The 18,853-nt window shown below is 73.9% G+C and carries 20 protein-coding genes and 1 tRNA gene; 18 read left to right on the top strand and 3 right to left on the bottom strand.

All coding sequences use genetic code 11. The annotated features are described in order from the left end of the window. Positions 1-25: 25 nt before the first annotated feature. Together nudC and ACN26Y_RS03430 are read right to left on the bottom strand one after the other, a co-directional pair. A complete protein-coding gene (gene nudC, locus ACN26Y_RS03435; protein WP_422734315.1) occupies positions 26-1,048 on the bottom strand; it encodes an NAD(+) diphosphatase in 1,023 nt (340 codons plus the stop codon). Next, positions 1,045-1,737 (bottom strand): hypothetical protein, encoded by a 693-nt coding sequence (locus ACN26Y_RS03430; protein ID WP_155328843.1) that lies wholly within the window; start codon positions 1,735-1,737, stop codon positions 1,045-1,047. The genes nudC and ACN26Y_RS03430 overlap by 4 nt, the downstream gene beginning before the upstream one ends. A 245-nt stretch (positions 1,738-1,982) precedes the next feature. Between ACN26Y_RS03430 and eno the strand changes: the two genes are divergently transcribed. The 16 genes from eno to ACN26Y_RS03350 all read left to right on the top strand — a co-directional run bounded on the left by eno (position 1,983) and on the right by ACN26Y_RS03350 (position 15,561). After that, complete coding sequence (eno, locus tag ACN26Y_RS03425) at positions 1,983-3,266, top strand: phosphopyruvate hydratase (protein WP_155328842.1); 1,284 nt, start codon at positions 1,983-1,985, stop codon at positions 3,264-3,266. A 32-nt stretch (positions 3,267-3,298) separates the two neighbouring features. Next, complete coding sequence (locus ACN26Y_RS03420) at positions 3,299-3,928, top strand: FtsB family cell division protein (protein WP_155333913.1); 630 nt, start codon at positions 3,299-3,301, stop codon at positions 3,926-3,928. Between the two features lie 40 nt (positions 3,929-3,968). Then, the gene (locus ACN26Y_RS03415; RefSeq protein ID WP_155333912.1) at positions 3,969-4,526 is read left to right on the top strand and encodes a DUF501 domain-containing protein; all 558 of its coding nucleotides are present in this window, start codon (positions 3,969-3,971) and stop codon (positions 4,524-4,526) included. Position 4,527: 1 nt separating this feature from the next. After that, a complete protein-coding gene (locus tag ACN26Y_RS03410) occupies positions 4,528-5,040 on the top strand; it encodes an amino-acid N-acetyltransferase (RefSeq protein ID WP_155328841.1) in 513 nt (170 codons plus the stop codon). 150 nt (positions 5,041-5,190) lie between these two features. After that, positions 5,191-6,123, top strand: coding sequence for a Ppx/GppA phosphatase family protein (locus tag ACN26Y_RS03405; RefSeq protein WP_155333911.1), 933 nt, complete (start codon positions 5,191-5,193; stop codon positions 6,121-6,123). 66 nt (positions 6,124-6,189) lie between these two features. Further along, complete coding sequence (locus tag ACN26Y_RS03400) at positions 6,190-6,522, top strand: PadR family transcriptional regulator (RefSeq protein WP_366600112.1); 333 nt, start codon at positions 6,190-6,192, stop codon at positions 6,520-6,522. Next, positions 6,519-7,529: an HAAS signaling domain-containing protein gene (locus tag ACN26Y_RS03395; RefSeq protein ID WP_422734314.1), complete on the top strand. Its 1,011-nt coding sequence runs from the start codon at positions 6,519-6,521 to the stop codon at positions 7,527-7,529. Before ACN26Y_RS03400 ends, ACN26Y_RS03395 begins: the two co-directional genes overlap by 4 nt. Before the next feature lie 156 nt (positions 7,530-7,685). Next, complete coding sequence (locus tag ACN26Y_RS03390) at positions 7,686-8,168, top strand: LppU/SCO3897 family protein (RefSeq protein ID WP_422734313.1); 483 nt, start codon at positions 7,686-7,688, stop codon at positions 8,166-8,168. Between the two features lie 199 nt (positions 8,169-8,367). Next, positions 8,368-9,054: a dienelactone hydrolase family protein gene (locus ACN26Y_RS03385; protein ID WP_422734312.1), complete on the top strand. Its 687-nt coding sequence runs from the start codon at positions 8,368-8,370 to the stop codon at positions 9,052-9,054. Beyond that, positions 9,047-9,787 carry a uracil-DNA glycosylase gene (locus tag ACN26Y_RS03380; protein ID WP_366600109.1) on the top strand — a complete coding sequence of 247 codons (741 nt, stop codon included), beginning with the start codon at positions 9,047-9,049 and terminating at the stop codon, positions 9,785-9,787. Before ACN26Y_RS03385 ends, ACN26Y_RS03380 begins: the two co-directional genes overlap by 8 nt. Before the next feature lie 19 nt (positions 9,788-9,806). Further along, entirely contained in the window at positions 9,807-10,577 is a 771-nt protein-coding gene (locus tag ACN26Y_RS03375) for a DUF4129 domain-containing protein (RefSeq protein ID WP_422734311.1), read from the top strand. Continuing rightward, the gene (locus tag ACN26Y_RS03370; RefSeq protein WP_422734310.1) at positions 10,574-11,146 is read left to right on the top strand and encodes a hypothetical protein; all 573 of its coding nucleotides are present in this window, start codon (positions 10,574-10,576) and stop codon (positions 11,144-11,146) included. The genes ACN26Y_RS03375 and ACN26Y_RS03370 overlap by 4 nt, the downstream gene beginning before the upstream one ends. Continuing rightward, positions 11,143-12,150: an AAA family ATPase gene (locus ACN26Y_RS03365; RefSeq protein ID WP_422734309.1), complete on the top strand. Its 1,008-nt coding sequence runs from the start codon at positions 11,143-11,145 to the stop codon at positions 12,148-12,150. The genes ACN26Y_RS03370 and ACN26Y_RS03365 overlap by 4 nt, the downstream gene beginning before the upstream one ends. After that, positions 12,150-13,571, top strand: coding sequence for a DUF58 domain-containing protein (locus ACN26Y_RS03360; protein ID WP_422734308.1), 1,422 nt, complete (start codon positions 12,150-12,152; stop codon positions 13,569-13,571). The genes ACN26Y_RS03365 and ACN26Y_RS03360 overlap by 1 nt, the downstream gene beginning before the upstream one ends. Further along, positions 13,568-14,128: a hypothetical protein gene (locus ACN26Y_RS03355; protein ID WP_422734307.1), complete on the top strand. Its 561-nt coding sequence runs from the start codon at positions 13,568-13,570 to the stop codon at positions 14,126-14,128. The genes ACN26Y_RS03360 and ACN26Y_RS03355 overlap by 4 nt, the downstream gene beginning before the upstream one ends. A gap of 101 nt (positions 14,129-14,229) precedes the next feature. Beyond that, positions 14,230-15,561: an NAD(P)/FAD-dependent oxidoreductase gene (locus tag ACN26Y_RS03350; RefSeq protein ID WP_422734306.1), complete on the top strand. Its 1,332-nt coding sequence runs from the start codon at positions 14,230-14,232 to the stop codon at positions 15,559-15,561. Between the two features lie 72 nt (positions 15,562-15,633). Here the strand turns inward: ACN26Y_RS03350 and ACN26Y_RS03345 are convergent, their stop codons facing one another. Continuing rightward, positions 15,634-17,532, bottom strand: a complete 1,899-nt coding sequence (locus ACN26Y_RS03345; protein WP_422734304.1) for a hypothetical protein — start codon at positions 17,530-17,532, stop codon at positions 15,634-15,636. Positions 17,533-17,681: 149 nt separating this feature from the next. Between ACN26Y_RS03345 and ACN26Y_RS03340 the strand changes: the two genes are divergently transcribed. Both ACN26Y_RS03340 and ACN26Y_RS03335 read left to right on the top strand, forming a co-directional pair. After that, positions 17,682-17,762 (top strand) — tRNA-Leu (locus ACN26Y_RS03340). A 103-nt stretch (positions 17,763-17,865) separates the two neighbouring features. Next, positions 17,866-18,681: a Bax inhibitor-1/YccA family protein gene (locus tag ACN26Y_RS03335; RefSeq protein WP_366600100.1), complete on the top strand. Its 816-nt coding sequence runs from the start codon at positions 17,866-17,868 to the stop codon at positions 18,679-18,681. Positions 18,682-18,853 lie beyond the last annotated feature (172 nt).

Genomic DNA, 18,853 nt, shown 5'->3' with positions numbered 1-18,853 from the left:
CTTCTTAACGCTGATGCTCGGCGCGTCAGCGCCGCCCGCCGGTCGCGGCGGCGTCGATCAGCCAGCGGGAGATCGAGTACGCGGGCGGCAACTCCGCCGGCAGCCGGTCGAGCGGGAACCAGCGCGCCTCGGTCAGCTCCGTCCCGTCGACCACCGGCTCGGCCGGCGGGCCGGCGGCTCGGGCGGCGAAACCGGTCAGCAGCGTCCCCGGCCCGGACATCGCCCACGGCTGGCTGCCGAAGTACGCCACCTGGGCGACGGTCAACCCGACCTCCTCGCCCACCTCCCGGTGGACGGCCGCCTCCAGCGTCTCGCCGGCCTCCACGAAGCCCGCGACCAGCGCCCACAGCCCGGTCGGCCCGTACGCGTGCCGCACGAGCAGTAGCTCGTCGGGGCCACCGTCGGGGCCGGTTCGGGTGATCGCCACCAGGACGGCGGCGGAGAGCTGCATCGGCACGTACAGCTCGCAGCCGGGGCAGCGCCGCGCCATCTCGCCGGGCACGTCGGCGAGCTCCGCCCGGCAGGCCCCGCACCAGCGGTGCGTCCGCCGCCAGGTGACGACGGCCAGTGCCCGCCCGGCGAGCGTCGCGTACGGCTCGGGGACCAGGGCGGCGAGGGACGGCCAGCTGTGCCACCGGCCGGGCAGGCTCTCCGCCACCGGCGCGTCGACGGCCCACACCGGGCGGCCGTCGAGCGTGCCGAGCGGCACCCACGGGCTGTCGGCGGGCAGGTCGGCGACCCGGAGGAAGCTGCCGTCCGCGCCGGTGAGCAGCTTCCGCCCGGCCACCGGCAGCGCCAGGTCCCCGGCGTCGGGTGTGCCGGCGGCACCGGCTCCGGAGACGAAACCGGGGGCAGCGACGGGACCGGTCCCGCCGCCGGACGCGGAGGGACGAGCCGCGCCCGGGCCCTCCGCCGGGGGCGGGCCGACCCTGCGGTTCCCGTCCGCCGTGTCGTTCCCGGCCGTCCGGTCGTTCGCGTCCGCCGTGCCGTTTCCGGCCGTCCGGTCGTTCCCGTCCGCCGTGCCGTTCCCGGTCGTCCGGTCGGTCACGACCCGGCCGGCCGGCGGTCGACCACGCCCGCGCCGGGCGGCAGCTCGAACGCCATGCTGTCGACGGCCTCCCGGTAGCGGGTGAGGGCCAGCTCGACCGGCTTGCCGTCCACCTGGCCGGTGAAGCTGGCCAGCGCCCCTTCCGTGGTGACGCAGGCGCTGAAGTCGTCGGCCGTCTCCCGGACCTCGACGCAGGTGGCGTGCCGCCCGGCGAGGGTGGTGTCACTGTTCGTGATGACCGCGTCCGGGTCGAGGGCGGCGGCGGTCAACAGGCCCACCACCACCGGCGGGGTGACCAGTCCCTGCCGCTTGGCCTCGGCGAACACGGTGACCGACGGCTTTGTGGTGGCGACCGGCGGCGGCTCCAGCGTGCAGACCGTCTGACCGCCGGACGTCTCGCACCTCGTGGTCGCCTCCTCCGTAACCGTCAGCTTGCCCCCGGGCCACGTGTACGCCGACCGCGCCGGCTCCTGGTCCTGGGCGATCGTCGCGGTCTTGCCGGCGGGGAGCTGGTAGTCGGCCGAGTAGGTCAGCGTCAGAGCCCGGTCCAGCCGGGTCGCGAGATCGTTGACCAGGTCGGAGCGGCCGATGGCCCGGCCGGCGTCGTCGAGGGTCTGACAGCCGGTGACCGTGAGCGACGCGACGACCGAGACGGCGAGCAGGCGGAGCGGGGTCGAGGGGGCGGCCATGGCGACCAGCCTTGCCGATCGGGTCAAGCGCGCGCAAACCCGTTGTCGGTTGACGTACGAGAATCCGGGAATGTCCGTAGCGCGGGCGACAGCCGGACACACAGCGTGACCGGCGGGCCGTCCGCCGGTACGCCGGGCGACGCGGTGCGGCACCGGGACGCCCGATACGCTGCGTGGCAACACCTGCCTCAGCCGCACCGTCGCGGCCCATACCGGACCGGCACACACAAACGAGGAGCGACTCAGTGGCAACCATCGAGGGAATCGTCGCCCGGGAGATCCTCGACTCGCGGGGCAACCCGACGGTCGAGGTCGAGGTCGGGCTCGACGACGGCACGATCGCCCGCGCCGCGGTCCCGTCCGGCGCCTCGACCGGCGCCTTCGAGGCGATCGAGCTGCGCGACGGTGACAAGGACCGCTACCTGGGCAAGGGCGTGGAGAACGCCGTCTCGAACATCGAGGACAAGATCGTCGACGAGCTGATCGGGTACGAGGCCAGCGAGCAGCGCCTGATCGACCAGAAGATGCTCGACATCGACGGCACCGACAACAAGAGCGAGCTGGGCGCGAACGCGATCCTGGGCGTCTCCCTGGCGGTGGCGAAGGCGGCCGCCGGCAGCGCCGAGCTGAGCCTGTTCCGCTACCTCGGCGGGCCGAACGCGCACCTGCTGCCGGTCCCGATGATGAACATCCTCAACGGTGGCGCCCACGCGGACTCCAACGTCGACATCCAGGAGTTCATGATCGCGCCGATCGGCGCGCCCAGCTTCCGCGAGGCGCTGCGCTCCGGCGCGGAGGTCTACCACGCGCTCAAGTCGGTGCTGAAGAAGCAGAACCTGTCCACCGGCCTCGGTGACGAGGGCGGCTTCGCGCCGAACCTGCCCACCAACGCCGCCGCCCTGGACCTCATCGCGGAGGCCGTCGAGAAGGCCGGCTACCGGCTCGGCACCGACATCGTCTTCGCGCTGGACGTGGCGGCCACGGAGTTCTTCGAGAACGGCACCTACACCTTCGAGGGCGCCACGAAGACCGCCGAGGAGATGAGCACCTACTACACCAAGCTCGCCGACCAGTACCCGATCGTGTCCATCGAGGACCCGCTGGCGGAGGACGACTGGTCCGGCTGGCAGACGCTGACCGCGTCCATCGGCGACCGCATCCAGATCGTCGGCGACGACCTGTTCGTCACCAACCCGCAGCGCATCGCCCGCGGCATCGCCGAGAACGCCGCCAACGCCGTCCTCGTGAAGGTCAACCAGATCGGTTCGCTCACCGAGACCCTGGACGCGGTGGACCTGGCCCACCGGGCCGGTTTCAAGTGCATGATGAGCCACCGCTCCGGCGAGACCGAGGACACCACCATCGCCGACCTGGCGGTGGCCACCGGCTGCGGCCAGATCAAGACCGGCGCCCCGGCCCGGTCGGACCGCGTCGCCAAGTACAACCAGCTGCTGCGGATCGAGGAGGAGCTGGCCGACGCGGCGCGGTACGCCGGGGCGGGCGCCTTCCCGCGCTACCGTTCGGCCTGAGGGTCGCGAAGCCTCGGGGGAGGGGTGTGACGATGCAGCAGCGCCGCACGCCGGGTGGTCAGCGTCCGGCCCGCCGGCCGGGTCAGACCGGCCGGCCGGGCGGGGCTCGCGGTGCCCGGCCGGTCCGGGACGGCGGCGTCCGCGCGGAGCCGCGGTCGACCGACGGTCGCGCGTCGGCCCGCGCCACCGACGGAGTACGCTCCGCGAACCGCCCGGCCGCCCGGCGGGCGGCTGCCGGCGGCAGCGTCAAGCGGCTCGTCGCACCCCACCCCCGACGTTTCACCGGGCGGGCCACCGTGCTGTTCGCGGTGCTGATCGCGCTCGCCCTCGGCTACACCTACCCGGTCCGGGTCTACCTGGACCAGCAGGCCGACATCGCCCGCATGGAGGCCGCCCAGGCGGAGCAGCGGGAGACGATCAAGGAGCTCTCCGAGCGGGCCGCCAAGTGGCAGGACCCGAAGTACATCGAGGCCAAGGCGCGGGAACGGTTCTTCATGGTCCGCCCGGACGAGAACATCATGGTGGTGCTGCGCGACCCCGAGGGCGCCGCCCGGGACGCCGGCCGTCAGGCCGGCCCGGCCGGGCCGGCAGCCCCCGACGCCTGGTACGACACGCTCTGGTCGAGCGTGGAGGCGGCCAACGGCGAACGGCCCGCCGCCTGAGCACCGGATCAGCACCCCGCACGAACGAGGAATGAGCAGCGTGACAGTCGTACCACCGCAGGAGCCGGCGGCGGCCTCCGTACCCCTGCCGCAGCGCGAGCCGGCCACCGAGGCCGACCTGGCCGCGGTGGCCGCGCAGCTCGGCCGCGCGCCGCGCGGCACGCGGGCGGTGGCCCACCGGTGTCCGTGCGGCCTGCCCGACGTGGTGGAGACGACGCCGCGCCTGGCCGACGGCACTCCCTTCCCGACGCTGTTCTACCTGACCTGCCCCCGCGCGACCGCCGCGTGCAGCCGGCTGGAGTCGGCCGGGCTGATGAAGGAGATGGCCGACCGGCTCGCGGAGGATCCGGAGCTGGCCGCGCACTACCGGGCGGCGCACGAGGACTACCTGGCCCGGCGGGAGGCGATCGGTCACGTGCCGGAGATCGCCGGCATCTCGGCCGGCGGGATGCCGGGCCGGGTGAAGTGCCTGCACGTGCACCTCGGGCACGCGCTCGGCGCCGGCCCGGGGGTGAACCCGTTCGGTGACGAGACGCTCGGCCTGGTCGAGCAGTGGTGGGCCGCCGGGCCGTGTGTGGACGTGCCGGCGGGCGAGTGAGATGACCGCCGTCGACGAGATTCTTGTGCGGCGTGCCCGGACGGCCGACGTCCGGGGCATCCGCCGCCTGGTCGACACGTACACGGACGACCGGCGGCTGCTCAGCAAGGCGACGGTCACGCTCTACGAGGACGTGCAGGAGTTCCGGGTCGCGGTCACGCCGGACGGCACCGTGGTCGGGTGTGGGGCGCTGCACGTCATGTGGGAGGACCTGGCCGAGATCCGTACGGTGGCGGTCGACCCGGCGTGCCGCGGCCGCAAGATCGGCCACCGGATCGTCGGCGAGCTGATCGACGCGGCCCGGGAGCTGGGCGTGGCGCGGATCTTCGTGCTGACCTTCGAGACCCGGTTCTTCGCCTCGTTCGGCTTCACCGAGATCGACGGCGCGCCGGTGCCGCACCCCGTGTACGAGCAGTTGCTGCGTTCGTACGACGAGGGCGTCGCCGAGTTCCTCGACCTGGAGCGGGTCAAGCCGAACACCCTCGGCAACACCCGGATGCTGCTCCGGCTCTGACCCCTTGATCCACTCCTTGTCGCCGGCATCATGGGGTTGGGGACCTGCGGATACCGCGATGCCGGTGGCACGGAGTCGATCACGCGACGGGCTGCGGTGTCGCGGCCCGGGCAGCCGACCTGCCGTAGGGTTGCGGGCGTGACGACGCGCGTGGCCGCCATCGACTGCGGGACCAACTCGATCCGCCTGCTGGTCGCCGACCTGCCCGACCCGGCGGCGGGCCCCACCGCGCCGCTGGCCGACGTGAGCCGCCGGATGGAGATCGTCCGGCTGGGCCAGGGCGTCGACAGGACCGGCCGGCTGGCCCCGGAGGCGATCGAGCGGACCCGGGTGGCGCTCGCCGACTACGCCGCCGAGATCGAGAAGCTGGGCGCCGAGCGGGTCCGGATGTGCGCCACCTCGGCGAGCCGGGACGCGGAGAACGCCGCCGACTTCCGGGCCATGGTGCAGGAGACCCTCGGCGTGCCTCCGGAGGTGGTGACCGGGGACGAGGAGGCGCGGCTGTCGTTCACCGGGGCGGTGCGCGGGCTGCCCGCGGACGCGCGGGAGCCGTACCTGGTGGTCGACATCGGCGGCGGCTCGACCGAGTTCGTCGTCGGCACCCGCGCCGACGGCGTCGACGCCGCGATCTCCATGGACATCGGGTGCGTCCGGATGACCGAGCGGCACCTGCACGGCGACCCGCCGGGCCTGGACGAGATCGCCGCCGCGCAGGCCGACATCGCGGTCGCGGTGGACCGCGCGCTCGACGTGGTGCCGGGCCGGGAGGCCGCCACGCTGGTCGGGCTCGCCGGGTCGGTGACGACCGTCGTCGCGATCGCCCAGGGCCTCACCGAGTACGACCCGGAGCGCATCCACCACGCCCGGGTGTCGTACGACGCGGTGGCCGACGTGACCGCCGACCTGCTGGCGAAGAGCCGGGGCGAGCGGCTGGCGATCCCGGTGATGCACCCGGGCCGGGCCGACGTGATCGGGGCCGGCGCCCTGGTGCTCCGCGTGATCATGGAACGCGCCGGCATGGACTCCGTCGTCGCCTCCGAGCACGACATCCTCGACGGCATCGCCTGGTCCCTCCAGCGGTAGCCGACGGAACCGTGCCTCGGCGCGTTTCGTTGACGCTACTTCGCAATGCGCACTAGTGTGCAATGCGTGGACACCACACAACTCTTGAAGGGTGTGCTGGACCTCGCGGTCCTCGCCGTCCTCCGCGACGAGGACGGCTACGGCTACGACATCCTGCGCCGCCTGCGCGAGGCCGGCCTGGACGAGGTCGGTGACGCCTCCGTGTACGGCACGCTGCGCCGCCTCTTCGCCGCCGGCCTGCTCACCACGTACGTCGTGCCCAGCGAAGCCGGACCGCACCGCAAGTACTACGCACTCAACGCCGCCGGCCGCGACCAGCTGACCCGGTCCGGCAAGCTCTGGCGTTCCTTCGCCACCACCATGGACACACTGCTCGACGATCGGGGGAGGGCGGCATGACCGTCTCGGAGCAGGAGATCACCGACTACGTCGCCCGGGTCCGGGCCGCGCTGGCCGACCTGCCACCGCCGGTCCGCGACGAGCTGACCGAGGACCTCGCGGAGCACCTGGCCGAGGTCGCCGCCGAGGCCGGCGGGTCGCTGGTCGAGCGGCTGGGCGAGCCCGAGGCGTACGCCGCCGAGCTGCGCGGGGCGGCCGGCGTCGGCGTCGCGGGCGGCGGGCGCCGCTTCGGCCGCCGGTTCGGCGCCGCCGGGGACCGGCTCCGCGCCCGGGTACGGCGGTGGGACGTCCAGCTCGGACCACCCCTGGGGTACGCCACGGCGAGCGAGTTCCTCCGGCTGCTCAACCCGGCCTGGTGGGTGCTGCGCGGCTACCTCGCGGCCATGCTGGTCACGGTGATCACCACCGGTGATTCGTTCGGCCTGGTGCCGAGCCTCAACGGCAGTGAACTCGCCGGGCTGGTCCTGCTGGGCGGTAGCGTGCTCGCCTCGATCTGGCTGGGTCACCACACGGCCGGGCTGAGCCGGCCGAAGCGCCGGCTGCTGTTCGCCGGGCACGCCGTGCTGGTGGTCTTCGCCCTGGTCGGCCTGGCCAGCGTGGACGACCGTGCCCGCTGGAACGACTACGGCGGCTACGAGCAGATCTCCATCGACGGCCGGTACGACCACATCCGGGACGTCTTCGTGTACGACAGCGAGGGGCGGTTGGTGCAGAACGCCCGGCTCTTCGACCAGAACGGCGACCCGATCCGGCTGGGCTATCCGGACTGTCCTGACCTCGGTGACCCGACCGGCCGGGGCAACCCGCTGCTGCGCCCCTACCCGTACTGCCCGGACGCGGCGCCGTTCGCGCCGCGGTTGAACCCGACGCCGCCCCAGCCGGTGCTCCCGCCGCTGCCCACGGCCACGCCCGGGCCGACCGCCACAGCCGCGCCCACGGCGACTCCTGCCCCGACGGGGTCCGCTTCGCCGACTGCGCTGTCGCCGAGCGCGGAGCCCACCGGCTGAGTGTTAAGAAGGGGCCCCTTCACCTCGCCAGGCGTTAAGAAGGGGCCCTTCCTTGTTCCTGGGAAATGGCTGAAAGGATGAGGCTCACGGGGCGGCGGGCGGCGCTGATGATCGCTACGGTTTCGTCCGCACATTCACCCCTCGGAAGGAATCCCCGTGTCAGAGCAGGTCGCACCGCCCCCCGCACCGGACGCCGCCCAGCCCCAGCCCGGCGTTCAGGCGCCGCCGCCGGTGGAGGAGCCGGCCAAGAAGTCCGGTGGCAAGAAGGTGCTCGGCATCGTCGGCGCGATCGTCGTCGCCCTGGTGATCGCCGGTCTCAAGTTCGGCGTCGGTTCGGCGATCGGAGGCTTTTTCAACAAGGACGAGACCGCCGACGCGAAGGCCGGTGACTGCATCGCCGAGCTGCCCGAGGTGACCGGCTCCGAGCAGGAGGAGGTCGACGGCGCCAAGGTGGTCGAGTGCACCTCCACCGACGCCGCGTACACGGTGGTCGGTCGGGTCGACGGCCAGACCGAGGCGCAGGCCCGCACCGGTGCGGCCTGCGACCAGTTCTTCAAGGAGGGCCAGGAGGGCTACGTCTTCTCCGCCATCGAGCCGGGCAAGACGGGCTACCTGCTCTGCCTGACCAAGAAGGCCTGACCGGCCCGACCGGAGGAACCGACGGCGGCGCGGCTCACCACCGCGCCGCCGTCGCCGTGCCCGGGCCACCGACGAGCGAACGGGAGGTGAATGCCACTTCTCCGGCGTCTTCCCGGCACGGTCGCGGCGTGGCAGGCTACCGGCACGTAGGACCACTGGGCGACCAGCCAACGATGACTGACCGCTAGGAGGACGGCCGATGGGCGAGATGGTGACGTACCGGAGCAACGGGGGTACGGGCGAGGGGTATCTCGCGATACCGTCCGGCGGTGCGGCCAGCCCGGCGGTCATCGTGATCCAGGACTGGTGGGGCCTCGTACCCCACGTCCGGGCGGTCGTCGACCGGTTCGCCGAGGCCGGTTTCGTGGCCCTCGCCCCGGACTTCCGGCACGGCGGGCCGGCCAGCAAGCCGGACGAGCCCCGCCAGATCCTGAACAGCACGCAGATGGACGAGGCCGCCGCCGACATCGCGGTCGCGGCCGACTACCTCGCCGGCCGCCTCGAGGTCGCCGGCAAGATCGGCTGTGCGGGGTTCTGCGCCGGGGCGAGCCTGGCCCTGTGGGCCGCCACCCGCACCGAGCGCATCGTGGCGACCGCCGCGTTCTACCCCCGCCTGCCGTGGGAGGGGATGCGTCCGGAGTGGAGCGACTACGCGGGCAAGGCCGCGGTCATCCACTGCTCCGAGGCCGACGGCACCTCGGCGGCCGACGGCGTCCAGACGGTCCGCCGGGCCATCGAGAACGCCGGCGGCACCTGCCAGACGTACGACTACCCGGGCACCGCGCACGCGTTCTTCAACGAGGACCGGCCGGAGAACTACGACCAGCGGGCCGCCGCCACCGCCTGGGCCCGCACCCTCGAACTCTTCCGGGCGAAGCTTGGCTGAGGCACGTACGGCCGAGGAGGTCGTCGCCCGCGCCGCGCGGGCGACCGACCTGGCCGACCTCGACGGCGCGGTGAGCGACTGCTTCGCCTGCCCTCGGTTGGTCGACTGGCGGGAGGAGGTCGCCCGCACCCGCCGGGCGGCGTTCCGCGACCAGGAGTACTGGGGCCGCCCGGTGCCCGGCTTCGGCGACCCGACCGCCCGCATCGCGATCCTCGGCCTCGCTCCCGCCGCTCACGGCGGCAACCGCACCGGCCGCATCTTCACCGGTGACCGCTCGGGCGACGTCCTCTTCGCCGCCCTGCACCGGGCGGGGCTCGCGAACCAGCCGACCAGCGTCGCCGCCGACGACGGGCTGGCGCTCCGGGACACCCGGATCTTCGCGGCGGTGCGCTGCGCGCCGCCGGACAACAAGCCCACCCCGGTCGAGCGGGACACGTGCGCGCCGTGGCTGCACCGGGAGGTCGCGCTGATCCGGCCGACGCTGCGCGTCGTGGTCACGCTCGGTGCGTTCGCCTGGGCCGCGTGGTGGCCGACGCTGCGTCAGGTGTACGGCGTGCGCCCGCCCAGCCCGCGACCGGCGTTCACGCATGGGGCACACTGGTCCGGAACGGCCGTACCGGAAGTTCTCGGCTGCTACCACGTCAGCCAGCAGAACACCTTCACGGGACGGCTGACACCAGGGATGCTGGACGACGTGTTCACCCGGGCGAAGCGGCTGGCCGGGGTGGAGTAGAGGCTGCGGGGCGGTGGCGATGACGGACGGTACGCGCCGGCCCCCGACGGCGGCGGGGGTGGACCTCGGCGTGCTGCGCAGGTGGTGGCCGGTCGCCCTGGTCGCCGCCCTGCTCGCCGTCGCCACGGTCACGGCCGCGCACTCGTCGCTCGGCGCGAGCCGCATCCCGCCGGTCGCGGAGGACCTGCCCCTGGTTCCGGAGTACCCGACCGCCGAGCCGGTGCCCTCGATCCCCGTCGAGCCTCGCGAGTCGGCTGACGAGACCCGCACCCGCATCCCGCCGTGGATCGCCACGACGGCGTTGGTGCTCTTCGGCCTGGCGCTGCTCGGGGCGTTCGGCTACCTCGCCGTGACACTGGTCCGCGGCGCGGTGCGCCGGGCCACCCGGCGGCTCCCCGCGCACCGCCCCCGGCGCACGTCGCAGGGCACCGCGCAGGAGGTCGTGGCGGCCCTCGACGCCGGCCTGGTGGATCTGGACGACGCCGACACCGACCCGCGCACGGCGGTCATCGCCTGCTGGGTACGCCTCGAGGAGGCCGCCGCCGGAGCCGGCGTGCCCCGGCTCGCCGGGGACACCCCCACCGACCTGGTCACCCGACTGCTGCGCGGCGATCCCGCGGCGGGTGTCCCGGCCATCGCCAGCGCGGACGTGCTGGCGGAGTTCGCGCACGTCTTCCGTGCGGCCCGGTACGCGACGCGGCCGGTGGACGAGAGCACCCGCGACCAGGCCCGGGCCGCCCTGCGCCGGTTGCGCGGCGAACTGACCGCCGTGGCGGGGACGACGGCATGAGCAGCACCAGCATCGACGACCTGCTCAGCGCCGAGGAGGACCGGCCGCCCCGCCGGCCGCGCTCCGGGGGCCGGGCCGGGCAGGTGCTGCGGACCCTCGTCGCGGTGGCCGCCGTCGTGGTCGTCCTGGTCGCCGCTCTCCGGGCCGTGGGCCTGCGGGTGTCGCTGCTGGTCCTGGTGGCCGGGGTGGTCGCCCTGTTCGCGGTACGCCGGATCGTCTCCTCCCTGGCGCCGCCGGCACAAGCGCGTCCCGCCGCTCGCCGGGTCGCACCGGACGAGGGGGCGACCCCCGGCGGAGACGCGCTGCGCACCGCGATCAACGGGTGGGAACGGCCGCTGGACTGGGCGTCGGGCAACCGTGACCGGTTCGCCGAACGGATCCTGCCCCGCCTCGGTGAGCTCGCCGACGAGCGCCTGCGCCAGCGCCACGGCCTGACCCGGGAGTCCGATCCCGCCCGGGCCCGCGCCCTGCTGGGTGACCCGCTGTGGACGTTCCTCGCCGCGCCCTCCCGCCGCCCCCCGTCGCCGCGTGACCTCGCGGCGGTCGTCGCCGAACTGGAGAAGATATGAACGACGTGGCCCGGACCATGCCCCCCACCGAGGTCGGTCACCTCGCCCGGGCGGTGCTGGACGCGGTCGGCGAGGTCGTGGTCGGCAAGCGGGAGTCGCTGGAACTGGTGCTCGCCGGCATCCTCGCCGGCGGCCACGTGCTCCTGGAGGACCTGCCCGGCCTGGGCAAGACGCTGACCGCCCGCACCTTCGCGCAGGCGCTCGGGCTGGACTTCCGCCGCCTCCAGTTCACCCCCGACCTGCTGCCGGCGGACGTGACCGGCTCTTTCCTCTACGACCAGCGCAGCGGCGACTTCGCCTTCCGCGCCGGCCCGGTCTTCACCAACCTGCTCCTCGCCGACGAGATCAACCGCACCCCGCCGAAGACCCAGTCGGCGCTGCTGGAGGCCATGCAGGAGAAGCAGGTCTCGGTGGAGGGCGTCACGTACCGGCTGGACGAGCCGTTCCACGTGCTCGCCACGGCGAACCCGGTGGAGTACGAGGGCACGTACCCGCTGCCGGAGGCGCAGCTGGACCGCTTCCTGCTCCGGGTCTCCTTCGGGTACCCGGACCACGGGGAGGAGTGGGAGGTGCTGCGTCGCCGGATGGCCCGCCGCCGCGAGGAGGCCGAGATCAAGCCGGTCGTCGACTCGGCGACGCTGCGCGCCATGCAGGCCGCGCTGGAGGACGTGGCCGTGGAGGACTCGGTCGGCCGGTACATCGTGGCCCTGACCGCGGCCACCCGGGAGCACCCGTCGGTGCTGGTCGGCGCCTCGCCGCGGGGCTCGCTGGCGCTGCTCCTGCTGGCCCGTGTCCGCGCGGTGATGGCCGGCCGCGACTACGTCGTGCCCGAGGACGTCAAGGACGTGGCGGTGCCGGCGCTCGCGCACCGCATCACGCTGCGCCCGGAGATGTGGCTGCGCCGGGTCGACCCGTCCTTCGTGGTCGGCGAGGTGCTCGCCGGCACTCCGGCCCCCGCCAGCGGCGCCCTGCCCAGCTACGCCGCCGGCCGGCCCGGGCTCTGATGGCACTGCCCGCCCCGCCCCCGTACGCGACGGCCGAGCCGGAAGCCGTGCCGCCGCCGGCCGAGCCGGAGACCGGCTGGGTGCCGACCCCGGCGCTGGGCCGGGCCGTGCTGCTCACCGGGCTGCTGCTGATCGCCGCCGTCCTGCTGGGCCGGGTCGACCTCATCGTGCTGGCCGCGCCGATCGCGCTGGGCACCGCGTACGCCCTGCGCCGCCGGCCCGCCACGGCGCCGCAGGTGTGGATCACCGCCGCCGACGGTCACCTCGTCGAGGGTGGGGAGTTGAGCGGCACGGTCAGCGTGGGCAACCCGGACCCGGTGGGGTACGACGTGGCGGTCCTGCGTACCCGGGTGTCACCCTGGCTGCGGGTCGAGCGGGCCACGCTCGCCGGCGCCACCACCGCGACCGCCTCCGAGCGGGTCCCCTCGGTGGTGGACCGCCCGTTCGCGACGTCGGTGCCGCCGGACGCGGCGGTCGACCTGGAGCTGACCGGCACGGCCCGGCGGTGGGGCCGGCACCCGCTCGGCCCGGCCGGTGCCCGGGTTGCCGCCGCGCAGGGCCTGCTCGTCTCCCGGGCGGTGATCGTCGAACCGGCCCGGGTGCGGGTCTACCCGGTCACCGAACCCTTTGACGCGGTCGAGGCGATGCCCCGGGCCGCCGGGCTGGTCGGCGCCCACCACTCCCGCCGGCCCGGCGAGGGCGGCGAACTGGCCGGTGTCCGGGTCTTCGCCCCCGGTGACCGGCTGCGCCGGATCGACTGGCGGGTCTCCCTGCGCACCCGGCAACTGCACGTGGCAGCGACCCTTTCCGACCGGGACGCCGAGGTCGTGGTGCTGCTGGACGTGCTGGCCGAGGCGGGCGCGTCGGGCGGGGTCAACGGAACGGCGTCGGTCCTGGACACCACCGTCCGGGCCGCCGCGGCGATCGCCGAGCACTACCTGCACCGCGGGGACCGGGTCGCCCTGCAGGAGTACGGCCCGGCGGCGCGGCGGCTGCGGCCCGGCACCGGCCGGCGCCACTACCTGACCGTGCTGGAGTGGCTGCTGGACGTGCAGGCCGGCAGCTCCCCGCACGAGCCGTCCGAGTTCGCGTTCGGCACGCAGATGATCTCCCCGGACGCGCTGGTGGTCGTCCTCACGCCGCTGCTCGACGAGCGGGCCGCGCAGATGCTCGCGCGGCTCGCCCGCTCCGGCCGGTTCGTGGTGGCGGTGGACACCCTGCCCGCCGACCTGCCGCCGCCGAAGGAGCGGGGCTGGGCCGAGGTGGCGTACCGGCTGTGGCGGCTGGACCGGGACACGATGATCGAGCAGTTGCGCGAGCACGGCGTGCCGGTGGTGCGCTGGGCCGGCGCGGGCAGCCTCGACCAGGTGCTGCGGGACGTGGCCCGGCTGGCCACCGCCCCGAGGGCGGGGACCAGATGATCAACGTGGTTGCGCGGGTTCGCGCCACCCGGGCCGCCGCCGCCCGGATCGGCCCGGTGCCGCTGCTGGTGCGGGCCGGGATCTTCCTCAGCGCCCTGCTCGGGCTGGTGCTCGCGTACCCGGCGGAGGTGCTGCTCGGTCGCCCGCTGGCGGCGCTGCTGCTGGTGGCGCTGCTGCCGGCGCTCTCGCCGCGCCGCGTCTGGCCGACGCTCGCGGCGCTGGTCACGGTGGCGGGCTGGCTGGTCGCCACCGACGGGTACGGCCGCCCGATCGCCCTCTGGCGGCTGCTCGCCGTGGCGGCGCTGCTCTACCTCACGCACACCATGTGCGCGCTGGCCGCCGTGCTGCCGTACGACGCGGTGGTGGACCCGGACCTGGTCCTGCGCTGGCTGCTGCGGGCCGGCGCGGTGGTCCTCGGCGCCGCGGTGCTGGGTGTGCTCCTGGTGGAGCTGGCGGGGGCCGGCGGGGAGAGCGGTCTCCAGGCCGCGACGGTGGCCGGCCTGGCCGTGGCGGCGGCGGTGACGGCGTTGCTGGGGTGGCTGCTGCGCCGCCCCTGACTCGCGGGAAACAGGGTTACGCAGGTCACAGGGGTTGTGCTCCGTCACAACGAAGGGCCGCGCGCGGGATTAGCGGAGCCGCCCGGGGAAAGATAGATGACGTGAATCCGAAGCGGATCCTTGTAGTGGGGGCCGGACACGTCGGCCTGTACGCGGCGCTGCGCCTGTCGAAGAAGCTCAGCCCGCGTGAGGCTGAGGTCATCGTGGTGGACCCCCAGCCCCACATGACCTACCAGCCGTTCCTGCCGGAGGCGGCGGCCGGCAACATCTCGCCCCGGCACTCCGTGGTGCCGCTGCGACGCGAGCTGCGCAAGTGCAAGGTCCTCGCCGGCGCGGTGACCCGGATCGACCACGCCACCAGGACCGCGGTGGTGCAGCCGATCGTCGGCCCGACCCGCGAGATCCGGTACGACCACGTCGTGGTCGCCCCGGGCTCGGTCTCCCGGACGCTGCCGATCCCCGGCCTGCACGAGCACGGCATCGGCTTCAAGACCATCGGTGAGGCCATCTACCTGCGCAACCACGTGCTGGACCGGCTGGACGTCGCCGCCGCCACCCCGGACCCGGAGGTCCGCCGGAGCGCCCTGACGTTCACCTTCGTCGGCGGCGGGTACGCCGGCATCGAGGCGCTCGCCGAGATGGAGGACATGGCGCGGGACGCCCTGCGCTACTACCCGGAGCTGAAGCCGGAGGACATGCGCTGGGTGCTGGTCGAGGCGACCCAGCGGGTGCTGCCCGAGGTCGACCGGGACATGGGCGCCTACACGGTGCAGCAGTTGCTCAAGCGGAACATGGACATCCGGCTGGACACCCGCCTGGAGTCCTGCGTCGACGGGGTGGTGAAGCTCTCCGACGGCGACACGTTCCGTTCCGACACGATCGTCTGGACGGCCGGCGTGAAGCCCTCGCCGATGCTGGACCGCACCGACTTCCCGCGCGACGAGCGGCGCCGCATCACCTGCCTGCCCACGCTCCAGGTCGTCGACGGCGACCGGGTCGTGGAGGGTGCGTGGAGCGCCGGTGACTGCGCGGCGGTGCCGGACCTGACGAAGGAGCCGGGCAACTACTGCTCGCCGAGCGCCCAGCACGCGGTGCGCCAGGCGGCCCGGATGGCCGACAACATCGTCAACGTCGTTCGCGGCCGGGAGCCGGTGGACTACAAGCACAAGCACGCCGGCAGCGTGGCGAGCCTCGGCCTGCACAAGGGCGTCGCCCAGGTGTACGGCGTGAAGATGAAGGGCTGGCCCGCCTGGTTCATGCACCGGACGTACCACATGAGCCGGATCCCGTCGTTCAACCGCAAGGTCCGGGTCGTGGTCGACTGGTCGCTGGCGTTCTTCCTCAAGCGTGAGGTGGTCGCCCTCGGCCAGCTGCACGACCCGCGCGAGGAGTTCGCGGAGGCCTCCCAGCCGGTCGGTGCCGGCGCCCGCTGACAACGTAAGGAAGGGCCCCTTCTTACCGCCTGCGGTAGAGGAAGGGGCCCTTCTTAACGTTCCGGGCGGGGGTCAGACCCGCCAGATCCAGGCGTCGGCGATCCGCGTCGAGGGTCCGTAGAGCTGCTCCAGCGTTCCGCGCAGGCTGTCCGCGTGCCGGGTGTCGACGGCCAGAGCCACGCACGAGGCGCCCCAGAAGTCGACATCCTGGGCGGCCTGCCGCCGCTGCTCCTCGCCGACGATCGGCTGGACCCCCCGCTTCCACACCTGGTCGAGAAGGACCGAGGTGGGCCGCCGGGCGGTACCCATCGCCGCCGTTCCGTCCCGGCCGTACGGCCCGATGAAGAACCCCTCGGGCATGCCGAACCCGGCGTCGGCGCTGGTCGCCCAGCGCATCGGCCACGGTTCGCGGGGCGTGGCGAGCGGCACCGGGACCAGTACGCCGCCGGGCGGCACACACTGCCGCCAGTGACCGGCCGTGATGAACTCGGGCACGGCCGGTCGGGCGGCGGTGGGCAGCGGAAGCGGGAACAGCGGCAGTAGCGCCGCGCCGACCGCCGCCGGCACCCACGCCCGGGCCCGGCCGCCACGGCGCAGCGCGCGGTCGAGCGCCAGCACCAGCACCGTGCCGATCAGCGGGAGCACCGGGAGCGCGAACCGCATCGGCAGCGCGCCGTCCACCACCGGCAGGCCGGAGATGAGGGCGTACGGCCCGGGAAGGGCGGTGCGGCTTCCGTCGAGCACCACCCGCGGGCCGAGCGACAGCGCACCCATCACGAGTGTCGCGACCACACACGCCACCACGAGCGGGCGGCGACCGAGCCAGAGCGCGCAGGCGGCGGCGACCAGCAGCAGCGGCCAGCCGAGGAAGGTGTTGTACTCCGCCGGGCCGGTGGTCAGCCGGGCCGAGGAGTCGGTGCCGAGGAGCGACAGCGGCGACACCGCCCACCAGCTGCGCAGGTCGGCCGAGAAGTAGTGCGGGCTGAACATCCCGTCGGCGACGCCCTGCGGCCCGGCGAACTGGAACCACAGCGGCCACACCAGCACGAGCAGGGCGGTCCCGGTGGCGAGCAGCATCCCGCCGGCGAAGCCGGACAGCGCGCGGCGGGCGAGGTCCCGGTCCGTCACCGCGTACGTGACGGCCATCACCAGCAGTGTGAGCGCGGTGAGGAAGAGCACCTCCTCGCCGATGAACACCTGGACGCTGACCGCCGCCGCCAGACCCAGCGCGGGCCCGATCACGCGCCGCCGGTCCGGCCCGGCGACTGCCGGGCGTACGCCGTTCCTGGCGGCCGGGTTCGGGGCGGCCGGGTCGGCGGTGGCCGACGTCACGGCGGGCCCCGGGTCGGCGGCGCGGAGCAGGCGGACCACCAACCAGACGATCACCGGGACCAGCCACTGCGCCGTCATGTGCAGGTGGCTGTTGGCCTGCGACACGATGCCGGGGCCGAACCCGCAGAGGGCGGCGCCCACCGCGGCGGCGGCCGGCCGGACCCGCAGCGTACGCGTGTAGAGCAGGTACCAGGCGGTCGCTGTGCCCGCCAGGTTCGCCGCCGCCAGCAGGGCGAACGTGACCGGCGCTCCGAGCAGGAGGGTGACCGGGGCCAGCAGCACCCCCAGGGCGATCACCGTCGTGTTGGCCATCATGTTCACGCCGTCGGGGGCGTTCAGCCGATCGGTGAGCAGGCCGAAGTCGCCGAGCAGCGCCCGCGCGTCGACGGCGAGGAACCACTCGTAGAGGGCCTGGTCCGCGGGGTTGAGCAACAGGACGCGCGCCCCCGGATCGGGCCAGAGACCGTGGGTGAGCCATCCGGCCAGCGCCAGGAACGACAGTGTGACGGCGAGGTCGACGCGGCGCCGGGCGAGCGCGGCCGGCAGCCGGGCCGGCCAGTGCCGGAGCGAGAGCCTGTTTGCGGGGCGGACAGCCTGGTCGGCGGCGGCGTCGGGGGCCGGAGGGGCTGCGCTGCTCACGGCCTCGACCCTAGTGCCGGCCGGGCGTCGGGGTACGCCGGGTCGCCAAGGAACCGCTACGGTGACACTGCACCAGGCGTGTGGACGGGCTGGTGGCGCACGCGGCGCCGCAGCGTCCGGGTCCGTCCGTCGACGCGCCGGTGGCACCGGCCCGGGTGGTGGAACGGCAGACACGGCCGCCTTAAAAGCGGCTGCCGCAAGGCGTGCGGGTTCGACCCCCGCCCCGGGCACTTTCAGTCATCGCTCAGCTTTGCGATCTCCGCGGGATGGCGGGGCCGTCTATCCTTGAGTCTGCACGTTGACGTGCAACGACCCCCTGAGGGAGGCCAGACAGTGAAGACCTCGAACCCGGTGCTCGCCCGGCTCGGCCAGGCGGCCGAGCGTGAGCGCGCCGCCGGGTACGCCCCGACCGGGCCCTACGGGCAGCCCGGCTATCCCCAGCAGTACCCGACGGAGGCCGGTTACCCGGCCGCGCCGCCCACCGCCAACACCATGTCGGTCGACGACGTGGTCGTGAAGACCGTCACCCTGCTCGGCATCCTCGGCGTCTCCGCCGCGGCCGCGTGGGCGCTGATTCCGAACCAGCTGCTCGGTGCTGCGTGGATCGGCGCCGCGATGGTCGGCCTGGTGCTCGGCCTGATCATCTCGTTCTCCCGGATGGCGAACCCGGCGCTGGTCGTCGCGTACGCCGTCGTGGAGGGCGTCCTCGTCGGTGCGGTCAGCAAGTTCTTCGAGTCCCTGTACGACGGCATCGTCCTCCAGGCGGTCGTCGCCACGTTCGGCGTCTTCTTCCTGATGGCCATGCTCTACAAGGCCAAGGTCATCCGCGCTACGCCGAAGTTCGTCAAGGGCATGATCGCGGTGATGGCCGGCCTGTTCGCGGTCATCATGATCAACCTCGTGCTGTCGCTCTTCGGCATCAACACCGGCCTGCGGGACGGCAGCCCGCTGGCGATCGGCTTCAGCCTGGTCGTCATCGTCGTCGCCGCGCTCAGTTTCGTGCTGAGCTTCAAGGAGGTCGAGGACGGTGTCCGGATGGGCCTGCCGCAGCGCTACTCCTGGGTCGCCGCGTTCGGCATCCTGGTGAGCCTCGTCTGGCTCTACATCGAGATCCTGCGCCTGCTCAGCTACTTCCAGGGCGACGACTGACCGCCCGCCGCGCTGACGGCGACGCCCGGCCCCGCTCCGCGGGGCCGGGCGTCGCCGTTCCCGCCGTGTCTCGGCTCGCCGCCGTCCCGGCCGCTCTTCGCGATCTCGCACGTTCCGCCTGGGCAGAGGCGCCCGGAGCGGACGAATTGGGGCCTGGAAGTGCAAGATCGCG

The sequence above is a fragment of the Micromonospora sp. WMMD558 genome (genome assembly GCF_049315255.1).
Taxonomy (GTDB): Bacteria; Actinomycetota; Actinomycetes; order Mycobacteriales; family Micromonosporaceae; genus Micromonospora.
The sequence above is the reverse complement of the archived record's forward strand: the minus strand, read 5'-3'. Positions and strand labels throughout refer to the sequence as shown.

Bases quoted from the DNA above. Each gene is read 5' to 3' on its own strand.
- ACN26Y_RS03385 (WP_422734312.1), top strand. From the start codon at position 8,368: ATGGGCGAGATGGTGACGTACCGGAGCAACGGGGGTACGGGCGAGGGG.
- ACN26Y_RS03395 (WP_422734314.1), top strand. From the start codon at position 6,519: ATGACCGTCTCGGAGCAGGAGATCACCGACTACGTCGCCCGGGTCCGG.
- ACN26Y_RS03420 (WP_155333913.1), top strand. From the start codon at position 3,299: ATGCAGCAGCGCCGCACGCCGGGTGGTCAGCGTCCGGCCCGCCGGCCG.
- ACN26Y_RS03430 (WP_155328843.1), bottom strand. From the start codon at position 1,737: ATGGCCGCCCCCTCGACCCCGCTCCGCCTGCTCGCCGTCTCGGTCGTC.
- ACN26Y_RS03370 (WP_422734310.1), top strand. From the start codon at position 10,574: ATGAGCAGCACCAGCATCGACGACCTGCTCAGCGCCGAGGAGGACCGG.
- ACN26Y_RS03365 (WP_422734309.1), top strand. From the start codon at position 11,143: ATGAACGACGTGGCCCGGACCATGCCCCCCACCGAGGTCGGTCACCTC.
- ACN26Y_RS03360 (WP_422734308.1), top strand. From the start codon at position 12,150: ATGGCACTGCCCGCCCCGCCCCCGTACGCGACGGCCGAGCCGGAAGCC.
- ACN26Y_RS03355 (WP_422734307.1), top strand. From the start codon at position 13,568: ATGATCAACGTGGTTGCGCGGGTTCGCGCCACCCGGGCCGCCGCCGCC.
- ACN26Y_RS03375 (WP_422734311.1), top strand. From the start codon at position 9,807: ATGACGGACGGTACGCGCCGGCCCCCGACGGCGGCGGGGGTGGACCTC.
- ACN26Y_RS03410 (WP_155328841.1), top strand. From the start codon at position 4,528: ATGACCGCCGTCGACGAGATTCTTGTGCGGCGTGCCCGGACGGCCGAC.